We start from the raw sequence: 12,252 nt of genomic DNA, 5'->3' as shown, positions 1-12,252 counted from the left end.
TCCGGCAGAACCTGGCCGCCGGACAGGATCTGCACTGCCGGGCGGGCCGCAGCGGACGCGGCCACCGGCCCCGAACTCCCGACCGGAGTACGGGTTTCACGCGATGGACGTCTCTCCCACCGGAGGAAGAGGAACATGCGTAAGACCGCTGCCAACCTGCTCGCCGCCGTCGCCCTGGCGACCTCGGTCGCCACCGTCTTCGCCGGCACCGCCGTCGCCGACCCGGCCTCCCTGCCGAACTCCCAGGACATCGTGGGCGTCGGCTCGGACACCACCCAGGCCGTGCTGAACCAGCTCGCCGCCGACTACAACCTCACCGTGACCAGCCCGAGCGCCCCGCACCTGTACAGCTGGGACGCCATCCCCTCCGGGACCATCACCACCAAGTCGGGCGCCACCCCGATCGCCCGCCCGAACGGCTCCGGCGCCGGCATCACCGCGCTGAACGCCAACACCAGCGCCACCGTGGACTTCGCCCGCTCCTCGCGCGGCCCGCAGCCGACCGACCCGACCACCGACGACTTCGTCGCGATGGCCAAGGACGCCGTCGCCTGGGCCGCCCCGAGCACCGGCAACGCCCCGGCGAACCTGACCACGCAGAACCTGAAGGACATCTACACCTGCGCGGTCACCAACTGGACCCAGATCAACCCGTCGCTGCCGAACGCCACCATCAAGCCGTTCCTGCCGCAGACCAGCTCCGGCACCCGCTCCTTCTTCCTGACCACCATCGGTGGCGGCGTCGCGGTCAACCCGGGCTCCTGCGTCACCAGCGGCGTGCAGGAGAACCAGGGCAGCGACCCGGCCCTGTCCGACGTGAACGCGCTGGTCCCGTACTCCGTGGCCCACTACATCGGCCAGGTCTACTTCGGCAAGGGCAGCGGCGCCGACGTCCAGGGCCCGCTGACCATCCGCAACGTCGACGGCGTCGCGCCGGTCGACACCGTGAACAAGACCATCAGCTCCGCCTACGCGGCCACCACCTACTCCCGCGTGGTCTACAACGTGTTCCGTGACGCCGAGTGGACCGCCACCGACGTGCACGGCACCACGCTGCGCGCCGTCTTCGGCAAGGGCGGCTGGATCTGCACCAAGGGTGCGGCCGACCTGAAGAGCTTCGGCTTCCTCCCGCTGTCCTCCTTCGCCTGCGGCAGCGTCACCCACTCCTGAGTCACCCGCACCAGACCGGCGGCCGCGGGGCTCCACCCCGCGGCCGCCGGGCCGGATCGGCGACTCGACGGCACCCGGGGCCCGTCCGGCCCCGACGCACGACCCCTCACCCTTCCTCTCCCCAGGAGTTCAGCATGTCCCGCATCAGCGCCCGCCTGGCCTCGACCGGTGCCGCCGTCGTCCTCGCCGTGACCGCCGCGGGCGGTGCGGCCGCCGCCGACACCCCCGCCACGCCGGCGTCCGGCCAGGCCGTGATCACCACCGACGTGGACTTCCTGACCGACGCCGCGCGCAACGGCATCGTGGTCATCCCGCTCCAGCCCGCCAACCCGGCCTTCGACCCGGCCGCCGGGCTGACCGTGACCCTCCCGGTGAGCGGCGGCGCCGCGAACATCCCGTCCTTCTACGGCGACGTGCAGTTCGGCGGCGGCCTGCTCTTCCTGAACCTGGCCACCGGCAAGAGCGTGTCCTTCAAGCAGTTCGACTTCTCGGTGGCCGACGGCTACTTCACCGCGGTGCCGAACGGCTCGACCACGCCCGTGCCGCTGCTGGACCCGGCCGGCGACAACGTGATCAACCGCAGCGGCCTCACCCAGAACCTGACCTCCTCCAGCTTCCAGGTGGACGCGGAGGGCGCGAACTACCTCGACGCCAAGCTCGGCACCGGCTTCTTCACCGCCGGCCGGCAGATCGGCAGGCTCGCGCTGGCCTACACCCCCGCGCACTGATCCCCGGCGGCCCGACCGCGGCGTCGCCGACCGCACCCCGCCGCACCGCACCCCGCCGCGCCGCGTGCCGCCGCACCGCGTGCCGCCGCACCGCGTGCCGTCGCACCGCGTGCCGCCGCGCCGCACGCCGCCGTGGCGGAGGCCGCCGCACCGCACCGCACCGCAGATCGACGGGCCCGCGCCACGGTGCGGGCCCGTCGCGTGCGGATCGTCCAACTCCGGTACGGAGTCGCCGCGTTGTGGTCTCGTACACCTGGCCGACCGGATCCCGCCATGTCCGACTGGCCGAATCGTACGCACGGAATCGTCCGTCCCAGCGCGATCGACGCCCTCGCGCCGCCCCCCTCGGCGGCCCGCACCTCCGGAGGCTCCGCCATGAGAAACCGCGTACCCGACCCGAGAGGCCGAGGGCGGTGGCGCCGTCGACTACCGGCCCTGTCAGCCGTCTGGGCCGTGGTCGCGGCGCTAGTCGTCGTTCCGTTCGGGCTGGGCGCGGTGCCGCCGGCGCACGCCGACTCGGCCGTGACGGTGCCGGGTCCGAAGGTCTGGATCCCGGCCACCAAGCAGTACGGTCCGGCGGGCAGCGTGACGGTCTCCCAGACGACCAACCTGACCAACCAGGTGCTGCAGGTCTCCTGGAGCGGGTTCACCCCGACCGTCGCGATCGGCAGCAAGGCCCCGGTGTCGGTGGCGCTCAAGGAGTCGACCAAGATCCTCTACGCGGTGCGGGTCTACCAGTGCCGCGGGACGGACCCCTCCGTGACCGACTGCTACGGCAGCACGCTCTACGGCGGCGACCGGACGAAGGGCTTCGAGCAGCCGCCCCGCCCCACGCACCTGGAGACGCCGGAGTGGCCCTCGAACCAGGTCATCGCCGCGACCGGCCCGGACGGCTCGGGCAGCACCTCGATCGAGGTGTGGAGCGCCAAGGAGAGCGCCACGCTCGGCTGCGACGCCACCCACCCCTGCTCCCTGGTGGTCGAGCCGAACTACGGCGGTGACCCGCTGGACCTCTTCCAGACCCACGACGGCGGGGCCGACTGCGAGTTCCACGACCTGGACGACGACCTCGACGGCTACACGGCCGCCGACGGGATCATGGCCCCCGGCCCCGCCTTCCAGAACTGGAAGACCGGCAACCGGACCAGCGAGCAGTGCGCCTGGCAGCACCGGACGGTGGTCCCGCTGTCCTTCGCCCCCGCGCCGGACGCGTGCACCGCTAACGCCCAGTCCTTCGGCGCCGCCGGGCTGGAGCTGGCCAACCGGGCCATGCAGCAGTGGCGGGCCGGACTGTGCCTGGGCGACTCGCCGATGACCGTGGGCTACGTCCCGGCCAGCGGGGAGCCGCAGGCCCGGGCCGCGTTCCTGTCCGGCAGCGGCAGCACCGAGGTCGCGCTGACGGCGCGGCCGGACCGGTCGCCGCCGCCGCGCCCCTACGTCTACGCGCCGCTCGCCACGACCGGCATCTCGCTCACGTACCTGGTCGACGACCCGACCACCGGCCGGCCGATCCGCGACATGAAGCTGAACGCCCGGCTGGTGGCCAAACTGCTCACCCAGTCCTACGCGTCGCCCGGCTCGACCATCCCCTCCGTGGCCGGCAACCCGGTCTGCCTCTTCGGCGACCCCGAGTTCAAGCAGCTGAACCCGGAGACGGCGGCCAACGGGATCCACTGGCCGACGGGCTGCGGCGGCATCCTGACGATCTACCCCGGTGTCCCCGGCGGCACCACCGACTTCACCTACCTGCTGACCTCGTGGGTGGCCTCCGACCCGGACGCGGCCCGCTTCCTCGACGGCGAGCCGGACCCGTGGGGCATGCGCGTCGACAGCTTCTACCTGAAGCCGAAGTTCGCCGGCTACCCGGCGGAGGCCTTCCAGGCCCAGGACTTCACCGGCCCCGACATGGACAAGCCGAACGTGGACCTGCGGCACTGGAAACAGTACGAGTGGAACCCCTCCATCGACGGCCTCGGCCGGGTGCTGCGGAACATGATGCAGGGCCAGCCCAACTGCCAGGACCCGAACACCGACTCCACCGGCGTCCACAAGGCCTGCTCCGTCCAGCTCCCCGGCGGGCGCGCCATGCTCGCCCTCATGGACACCGCCCAGGCCAAGGCGTTCTCGCTGCCCGAGGCCGCGCTGCTCAACCCGGCCGGCTCCTTCGTCGCGCCCGGTACGGCCGGCTTCCAGGCCGCCGTCGCCGACATGCCGAGCGACCCCGCCACCGGCGTCCAGCAGCTGCCCTACGGCACGCCGGACACCGCGTTCTCGCGGGACCAGCGGGCCTACCCGCTGAGCGTCGTCCAGTACGCGATGGTGCCGACCGGCGGGGTGCCCGCCGCGAAGGCGGCCGCGATCGCGCAGTTCCTCAAGTCCGTGACCACCGACGGGCAGACCTACGGCATCGCGCCCGGGCAGCTCGCCCAGGGCTACCTCGCCCTGACCGGCGCCCAGCGCCAGCAGGCCCAGGAGGCCGTGCAGCACGTCGCCGCGCAGGACGGCAAGCTGCCCGGCAACCAGACCGCGCCGCCGGCCCCGGGCACCGACCCGGGCGCCCCGGACAGCGGGAACGGCGGCACCCCGGGCGGCACCACCGGCGGGACGTCCGGGGCCGGCTCCGGCGGGACGTCCGGCGGGGCGAGCCCGGTGCGCGACGCCGGCACCGGCGCCACCTCCACCGGCGGCGACTCCGGCGGCAGCGGCGGCTCCTCCGACGGACTGACCGGCGGCGGGCTCTCCGGCACCGGCTCCAGCGGAACGGGCGCCGCCGGCGCCGCGGCCGGCACCCCGGCGGCGGGCGCCAAGCCCGGTGCGACCGCGGCCCCCTCCGCCGCCCCCTCCGGCGGCCCGCTGGCCGCGGCCCCGGTCGGCACCCCGGTGCCCGACCGCCCCGGCACCGCCCGGCTGCTGCTGCCCGTCGCGCTGATCGCCGGCCTGGTGCTGCTGGTCGGCGGACCGGCCGCGCTGTTCCTCGGCGGCACCCCGGCCGGGGCGAAGGTGCTGGCCGGTGCCCGCACCCGGTGGGCGCGGCTGCGCCGCAGGTAGGAACCCGCCGCTCGGCGGGGCCGCCGTCACGGCCCCGCCGAGCCCCCCGTTCACGTGCCGGCCCGTCGGGCCTCACGCCCGTCGAGCCGCACCCCGTCGGGCCGCACCCCGTCGGGCCGCACCCCGTCGGGCCGCACCCCGTCGGGCCGCCCGCCCGTTCACGCGCCGGCCCGTCGGTCCGTACGCCCGTCGGTCCGCCCGTTCCCGAGCCCGGAGAGCACACCATGACATCCGCCGCCGAGCCCGCGGCACCGTACGCCGGGGCGCCCCGCCGACCCGAGCACGGGCCCGACCAGGACGTGCCGCGCGCCATCACCGCCCCCGCGACCCCGGGCGACCGGGTGTTCCGCGGCGTGCTGCGGGCGGCCGGCCTCTCGGTCTTCGCGATCATGGGCCTGATCGCCTTCTTCCTGATCCTGCGCGGCACCGACGCCCTGCGCGCCGTCGGCTGGTCCTTCCTGACCGAGCAGAAGTGGCAGACCGCCGCGCACAACTTCGGCATCGCCGCCGTCCTGCCCGACGGCCTGCTGATCGCGTTGATCGCGCTGGTCATCGCCGTCCCGGTGGCGCTCGGCACGGCGGTCTTCATCTCCGAGTACGCGCCGGTGCGGCTGCGCGCCGCGCTGATCTCGCTGATCGACCTGATGGCGGCGATCCCCAGCATCGTCTACGGCCTGTGGGGCCTGTTCTTCCTGCAGCCGCGGATCATCGGCTTCGTCCGCTGGCTGGCCAACCACCTGGGCGACACCGTCCCCTTCCTCAAGGTGCGGATCGGCGACATCGGCACCTCGTACACCTCCTCGACCTTCATCGCCGGCGTGGTGGTCTCCCTGATGATCATCCCGATCATCACCTCGCTCAGCCGGGAGGTCTTCTCGCAGGCCCCGCAGGGCGAGCGGGAGGGCGCGTACGCGCTGGGCTCCACCCGCTGGGGGATGGTCCGGGCGGTGGTGCTGCCGTTCGGCAAGGGCGGGGTGATCGGCGCGGTGATGCTCGGGTTCGGCCGCGCGATGGGCGAGACCATCGCCGTCGCGCTGATCATCTCGCCGAACTTCAAGACCATCACCCACATCCTGGAGAACGGCGCGAACTCGATCTCCGCGCTGATCGCCCTGCGCTTCGGCGAGTCGGACGCGCTGTCGCTCTCCGCCCTGATGGCCGCCGGGCTGGTGCTGTTCGCCCTCACCCTGCTGGTCAACGTGCTGGCCGGGATCGTCATCAACCGCTCGCGCTCCGGCGCCGCGACGGCGGACTGACCGTGACGCAGCGTCAGCGAACCCGCCGCGCAGGCCGCCACCCGAATCCTGAAGGGAACCCCCGATGACCACGCTCGACCAGCCGCCGGTCGCGGCACCCGGGCCCGTCGGCGAGCCCGGGCCCGCCGGGGCCCCGCGGGTCGCCGCGGCCGTGGCCCGCCGCCCCGAGAGGAGGCTCCGGATCGGCGGCGTCACCCGCGAGGACGTCCTCACCCTGGCGGGATCCCTGACCGGCTCGCTCGCGCTGGACTGGGTGCTCTACGAGCGGGTGCTGCCGTTCAGCGGCGCCTTCGGCTTCCTGATCTGCTGGTACCTGCTCTTCCTGGGCGGCTACTACCTGATCGGCCGGCTCCAGTGGCACCCGATGATGGTGCGCGACCGGCTGGTCTCGGTGGTCGCCTGGAGCGCCGGGCTGCTGGTGGTCGGGCTGATCGCCGACCAGATCGGCTACGTCGGCAGCCGGGGCTGGGAGGCGGCCCAGCACCTCAACTTCTTCACCGAGTCGATGGAGCACACCGGCCCGCTGGACGCGCTCACCTCCGGCGGCGCGCTCAACGCCGTCGTCGGCTCGCTCGAACAGCTCGGCCTGGCCACGCTGTTCGCCGTGCCGCTGGGCATCGCGGCGGCCGTCTTCATGTCCGAGGTCGGCGGCCGGATGGCCCGCCCGGTGCGCACCCTGGTCGAGGCGATGACGGCACTGCCGTCCATCGTGGCCGGGCTGTTCATCCTCGGCGTCGTGATCATCACCTTCGGCTTCGAGAAGAGCGGCTTCGCGGCCTCGCTCGCGCTCACCGTGATGATGATGCCGATCGTCACCCGCGCCGCCGAGGTGGTCATCCGGCTGGTGCCCGGCACCCTGCGGGAGGCCTCGTACGCGCTCGGCGGCAGCCAGTGGCGCACGGTGTGGAACGTGGTGCTGCCCACCGCCCGGCCCGGCCTGGTGACCGCGGTGGTGCTCGGCATGGCCCGCGGCGTCGGCGAGACCTCGCCGGTGCTGCTCACCTCGGGCTTCACCTCGCAGTTCAACGGCAACCCGTTCGACGGGCACCAGGTCTCGCTGCCGCTCTACATCTGGAACTACGTCAAGCAGCCGTACGACGGGATGATCGCGCGCGGCTTCGCGGCCGGGCTGACCCTGATGGTCGTGGTGCTGGTCCTCTTCGTCACCGCGCGCGTGCTCGGCGGCCGCAAGCCGGGCCGGCTGACCCGTGCCCAGAGGCGCCGGATCGACCGGGAGGTCCGCCGCCTGGAGGCGGCCGCCGTCGGTGCGGCCGCCCGCTCGTACCCGCCGCGTCCGCAGGTGCAGCCGTGACGTCCCGCCCAACCGCCAACCTTCCCAGAGGAGTTCACATGTTCCGGGAGGCCGCAAGGCGCTCCATGGCCCGGCTGCTGGCAGCGGCGATGTCCCTGTCGCTCGCCACGGCCTCCCTGCTGCTCGGGCAGACCCCGGCCCACGCGGCGTCCGTCTCGCTCAGCGCGGACGGCTCCAGCTGGGCCGGCCCCGCCATCGACCAGTGGCGGCAGGACGTTTCCCCGCAGGGCATCCAGATCAACTTCAACCCGGTCGGCTCGGCGGCCGGCCGCACCCAGTGGTCGATCGGGCAGGACGACTTCACCGCCTCCGACGTGCCGTTCCGCTCCGCGCCGGACACCGGCGTCGGCCAGGGCGGCAAGGACGCCGGCGCCGGGAGCAAGGAGAACCCGGTCTACGGCTTCTCGTACGTGCCGATCACCGCGGGCGGCACGACCTTCATGTACAACCTGCAGGTCGGCGGCAAACAGGTCCGGGACCTGCGACTGTCCCCGCAGACCATCGTGGACATCTTCACCAACAAGATCACCAACTGGAACGACCCGAAGATCACCGCGGACTACGGCAAGGCGCTGCCCAACCTGCAGATCACCCCGGTGATCCGCTCCGACGGCTCCGGCGCCACCGCGCAGTTCACCCGCTGGATGGAGCACACCCACAAGGCGCAGTGGGACGCCTACTGCACCTCCGTCAACGGCGTGACCTGCGGTGACTACACCGAGTTCTTCCCGCCCTCCGGCCGGATGACCGCCCAGAACGGCTCCGACGTGGTGGCCGGCTACATCAAGTCCCCCGGCAACCAGGGCACCATCGGCTACGACGAGTACGCCTTCGCCAAGCGCAGCAACTGGCCGGTCGTGAAGGTGCTCAACTCGGCCGGCTACTACGCGCTGCCGACCGCCTCCAACGTCGCCGTCGCGCTCACCGCCGCCAAGATCCGCGGCGTCGACGACGGCACCCCGGCGGACGACCCGAACTACCTGCAGCAGAACCTCGACGGCGTCTACACCATGAACGACCCGCGGGCCTACCCGATCTCCAGCTACAGCTACCTGATCGTGCCGCGCGCCGGGGCGGCGCTGCCCCCGCCGCCCCGCTTCACCAACGACAAGGGCTCCGCGCTCAGCCGCTTCCTGTCCTACGTGCTGTGCGAGGGCCAGGGCAAGGCGGACGACCTCGGCTACTCGCCGATCCCGCGCGGCCTGGTCCGCGGCGGGCTGCTGCAGACCCGGTCCATCCCCGGCAACGCCAGCCCGGTCGATCCGAACACGCTCGCCAACTGCGCCAACCCGACCTTCAACTCGGCCGGTGAGCTGACCGTCCTCAAGAACGCCCCGATGCCGAGCCCCTGCGACAAGCAGGGCGCCCCGCTGGACTGCACCGTGCAGAACGGCCAGCCGGTGAAGACCGGTTCGGGCGCCGGCGGCGCCGGCGGCGCGGGCGGCAGCGGCGGGTCCGGCGGAGCGGCGGGCGGCCCCGGCGGCACCGGCGGATCCGGTGGCGGCGGCGCCGGCGGCACGGGCACCACCGGCAACGGCGCGGGTACGGGCGGCGCCGGAGCGGGCGCCGGCGGGGTCGGCGGCGCGGCCGGCGGAGACCCCGACGCGCCCGGCGCGGGCACCGGCGACCCGAACGCGCCCGGCGCCGACGACGGCACGGGGGACGTGGTCGACCCGCAGACCGGCCAGGTGGTCGCCCGCGGCCGCGGCGGCGCCACCGAGGTGGCGGCCAACGTGGTCGAGGTCAGCGGCAAGCCCGAGGACTGGACGCTGTCCACCCTCACCGCGGTGGAACTGCTCGCCGTGGTCCTCGTCCCGCCGCTGCTCGGCCGCCGGCTGCTGCGCCGGCGCGACGGCTCGGGCGGCACCTCGTGACCGCCCCGGCGCCGGCGGAGCCGGCCGCTCCGCCCGCCGTCCCGACGGCCGGGCGGGGGCCCGCCGCCGACACCGCCCCGGCCGGGCCCGCCGTGCCCGCCGGGCGGCGGCGGTTCCTCCAGGGCGCCTGGGCGGCCAGCCTGGCCGCGGCACTGGTGCTGGGCTTCGTCGGCTACCTGTTCACGCTCTCGCACATCCAGCAGCAGCACTACCAGTCCACCGCGTACAAGACCTTCCGCGACCAACTGGCCCGGGCCGTCGCCCCCACCGGCTCGGCCGCCGACGGCGACCCGGTGGCCCTGCTGGACATCCCGGCGATCGGCCTGCACCGGGCCGTGGTGGTCGAGGGCACCACCGGCCGGGACCTGATGCGCGGCCCCGGGCACCGCCGGGACACCGCGCTGCCCGGCCAGAGCGGCGTCGCGGTGGTCTTCGGCCGCAGCGCCACCTTCGGCGCCCCGTTCGCCCGGCTGTCCGGGCTGCGGGTCGGGGACAAGATCGAAGCCACCACCGGCCAGGGCACGTTCACCTACACCGTCAACGCGTACGGCGACGGAGACCACCCGATCGCCGACCGGGCCCGCAACCGGCTGGTCCTGGTCACCGGCGACTCGGACTGGATCCCCGGCTCCACCGTGCTGATCGGCGCCCGGCTCGACGGCGACCCCGAGCGGAACCCCGGCGGCCGGCCCGCGACCGTCCCGTACGACAAGGCGCTGGCCGCGGACAAGGGCGCGCTGGCCACCCTGCAGCTGTGGTCGCTCGGCCTGCTCGGCGCGGTGCTCGGCGCGCTGGTGTTGGCCCGGTACTGGCGGCGCTCGGCCGCCTACCTGAGCCTCGCGCCGGTGGTCGGCGCGCTGCTCTGGGCGGTCTACGAGAACGCCGCCGCCCTGCTGCCCAACCTCTACTGACGCGCGCCCGGAGGCCGTACCGATGACCGACGCACCCCTGACCGACACCCCGCCGGCCGACCCGGCCGCCGACACCCTCACCCTCCCCCCGGTCGCCCCCGACGCCGCCGGCCCGCTCGCCGCGGGCCGGCCCGGCGGCGAGCCGCTCGCCGGCCTGGAGACCCGCGACGTCTCCGCCTGGTTCGGCAGCCGCAAGGTGCTGGAGCGGGTCTCGCTGGCGATGCCGGCCGGCGCGGTCACCGCGCTGATCGGCCCGTCCGGCTGCGGCAAGTCCACCTACCTGCGGATCCTCAACCGGATGCACGAGATGGTGCGCGGCGCCGCCCTCGCCGGCGAGGTGCTGCTGGACGGCGACGACGTCTACCGGCCCGGACGGCGCCCGGCCGAGGTGCGGCGCCGGATCGGCATGGTGTTCCAGCGGCCCAACCCCTTCCCGGCGATGTCCATCCAGGACAACGTCTCCAGCGGGCTCAAACTGGCCGGGATCAAGGTGTCCAAGGAGGAGCGCGAGCACCTCGTGGAGACCAGCCTGCGCAGGGCCGGACTCTGGGACGAGGTGTCCGGCCGGCTGCACACCCCGGGCGGCGCCCTCTCCGGAGGGCAGCAGCAACGCCTGTGCATCGCACGGTCGTTGGCCGTCTCCCCGGACATCCTGCTGATGGACGAGCCGTGCTCCGCGCTCGACCCGACCTCCACCCGGCGGGTCGAGGAGACCATCGCCGAGCTGCGCGGGCGGCTCACCATCGTGATCGTCACCCACAACATGCAGCAGGCCCAGCGGGTCTCGCAGACCTGCGCGTTCTTCCTGGCCACCCACGACACCCCGGGCCGGATCGTCGAGGCCGGGCCGACCGGGCAGGTCTTCGGCAGCCCGCGCGACCAGCGGACCGCGGACTACGTCAACGGGCGCTTCGGGTAGAGAACTTCGGGGAGGGGGCTTCGGAGAGGAAGCTCGGCCGGGGAACGTCGGGCAGGAACGTCGGGCAGGGCGCCCGGGTGCGTCAGCCGAGCCCGAGCAGCTCCTCCAGCACCGCCGCGACGCCGTCCTGCTCGTTGCTCACCGTGTGCTGCGCCACCGCCGCCAGCACCTGCGGGTGGGCGTTGGCGACGGCGTACGCGGCGCCGGCCCAGGCCAGCATCTCCAGGTCGTTCGGCATGTCGCCGAAGGCCACCACCTCGGTGCGGTCGATCCCGTGCCCGGCGCACCAGCGGGCCAGCGTGCTGGCCTTGGTGACGCCGGGCGCGCTGATCTCCAGCAGCGGGATCGGTGCCGAGCGGGTGATCTCGGCCAGGTGCCCGGCCGCCGCCCGGGCCTCGACCAGGAAGGTGTCCGGGTCGAGTTCCGGGTGCTTGGCCAGCAGCTTGAACAGGCCCCGGACCGGTCCGTCGGGCCCCAGCAGCTCCTCCGCCGAGCCGACCGCGTGCTCCAGCTCGTCGCCCCACATCGGCACCATGTAGTCGTCCTCGCGGGCCCAGCCGTCCGGGTACTCGAAGGCGAAGGCGGTGCCGGGGAGCTTGGCCCGCAGCACCTCGACCACCGCCAGGGTGGTCCGCACCGGCAGCGGGAAGGACTCCAGCAGCTCGCCGCGCCGCACGTCCACCACCGCGCCGCCGTTCGAGCAGATCGCCACCCCGTGGCCGCCGATGTGCGGGCTCACCTGCTGCATCCAGCGCGGCGGGCGCCCCGTGACGAACACCACCTGCACCCCGGCCGCCTCGGCCGCCGCCAGCGCCGCGGCGGTGCGGTCGGTCACGGTGCCGCCGGAGCAGAGCAGGGTGCCGTCCAGATCGGTGGCGACGAGACGGGGAGCGGTGCGGGGTTCGGTCACCGGTCCATCTTCGCCCATCGGCGCCACCCGGTCACCGGTGCGGTCGGGGCCGGTGCACCGGGCGTTCCCGGGTGCTCCCGGGCGCCGCGGGGGCCGTCCGCGGTTCGATCCGGCCCTTCGTACG

General features: G+C 74.1%; 9 protein-coding genes. 8 read left to right on the top strand and 1 reads right to left on the bottom strand.

Annotated features, from left to right (window positions below; genetic code table 11):
* Positions 1-135 precede the first annotated feature (135 nt).
* The 8 genes from ACZ6Y7_RS00935 (at position 136) to ACZ6Y7_RS00900 (ending at position 11,218) form a co-directional block, all read left to right on the top strand.
* On the top strand, positions 136-1,170 hold the full coding sequence (locus ACZ6Y7_RS00935) for a PstS family phosphate ABC transporter substrate-binding protein (RefSeq protein WP_465755752.1): 1,035 nt from the start codon (positions 136-138) through the stop codon (positions 1,168-1,170).
* Positions 1,171-1,304: 134 nt separating this feature from the next.
* A complete protein-coding gene (locus tag ACZ6Y7_RS00930) occupies positions 1,305-1,898 on the top strand; it encodes a hypothetical protein (protein WP_465755751.1) in 594 nt (197 codons plus the stop codon).
* Positions 1,899-2,351: 453 nt separating this feature from the next.
* Positions 2,352-4,946, top strand: a complete 2,595-nt coding sequence (locus ACZ6Y7_RS00925; protein ID WP_465755750.1) for a hypothetical protein — start codon at positions 2,352-2,354, stop codon at positions 4,944-4,946.
* 224 nt (positions 4,947-5,170) lie between these two features.
* Positions 5,171-6,202 carry a phosphate ABC transporter permease subunit PstC gene (pstC, locus tag ACZ6Y7_RS00920; RefSeq protein ID WP_465755749.1) on the top strand — a complete coding sequence of 344 codons (1,032 nt, stop codon included), beginning with the start codon at positions 5,171-5,173 and terminating at the stop codon, positions 6,200-6,202.
* Positions 6,203-6,266: 64 nt separating this feature from the next.
* A complete protein-coding gene (gene pstA / locus ACZ6Y7_RS00915) occupies positions 6,267-7,514 on the top strand; it encodes a phosphate ABC transporter permease PstA (RefSeq protein WP_465755748.1) in 1,248 nt (415 codons plus the stop codon).
* 38 nt (positions 7,515-7,552) lie between these two features.
* Positions 7,553-9,388 (top strand): substrate-binding domain-containing protein, encoded by a 1,836-nt coding sequence (locus ACZ6Y7_RS00910; protein WP_465755747.1) that lies wholly within the window; start codon positions 7,553-7,555, stop codon positions 9,386-9,388.
* The gene (locus ACZ6Y7_RS00905; RefSeq protein ID WP_465755746.1) at positions 9,385-10,299 is read left to right on the top strand and encodes a sortase; all 915 of its coding nucleotides are present in this window, start codon (positions 9,385-9,387) and stop codon (positions 10,297-10,299) included. Before ACZ6Y7_RS00910 ends, ACZ6Y7_RS00905 begins: the two co-directional genes overlap by 4 nt.
* Positions 10,300-10,321: 22 nt before the next feature.
* On the top strand, positions 10,322-11,218 hold the full coding sequence (locus ACZ6Y7_RS00900) for a phosphate ABC transporter ATP-binding protein (RefSeq protein ID WP_465755745.1): 897 nt from the start codon (positions 10,322-10,324) through the stop codon (positions 11,216-11,218).
* Between the two features lie 82 nt (positions 11,219-11,300).
* On the opposite strand, the gene ACZ6Y7_RS00895 is transcribed toward ACZ6Y7_RS00900, so the two are convergent.
* Positions 11,301-12,146: an HAD family hydrolase gene (locus tag ACZ6Y7_RS00895; protein WP_465755744.1), complete on the bottom strand. Its 846-nt coding sequence runs from the start codon at positions 12,144-12,146 to the stop codon at positions 11,301-11,303.
* Positions 12,147-12,252: the final 106 nt, after the last annotated feature.

This window comes from Kitasatospora sp. NPDC053308 (genome assembly GCF_055585785.1).
This window is presented reverse-complemented; position numbering and strand designations above follow the sequence as displayed.

Bases quoted from the DNA above. Each gene is read 5' to 3' on its own strand.
- ACZ6Y7_RS00930 (WP_465755751.1), top strand. From the start codon at position 1,305: ATGTCCCGCATCAGCGCCCGCCTGGCCTCGACCGGTGCCGCCGTCGTC.
- pstA (WP_465755748.1), top strand. From the start codon at position 6,267: ATGACCACGCTCGACCAGCCGCCGGTCGCGGCACCCGGGCCCGTCGGC.
- ACZ6Y7_RS00935 (WP_465755752.1), top strand. From the start codon at position 136: ATGCGTAAGACCGCTGCCAACCTGCTCGCCGCCGTCGCCCTGGCGACC.
- ACZ6Y7_RS00900 (WP_465755745.1), top strand. From the start codon at position 10,322: ATGACCGACGCACCCCTGACCGACACCCCGCCGGCCGACCCGGCCGCC.
- ACZ6Y7_RS00910 (WP_465755747.1), top strand. From the start codon at position 7,553: ATGTTCCGGGAGGCCGCAAGGCGCTCCATGGCCCGGCTGCTGGCAGCG.
- ACZ6Y7_RS00895 (WP_465755744.1), bottom strand. From the start codon at position 12,146: ATGGGCGAAGATGGACCGGTGACCGAACCCCGCACCGCTCCCCGTCTC.
- pstC (WP_465755749.1), top strand. From the start codon at position 5,171: ATGACATCCGCCGCCGAGCCCGCGGCACCGTACGCCGGGGCGCCCCGC.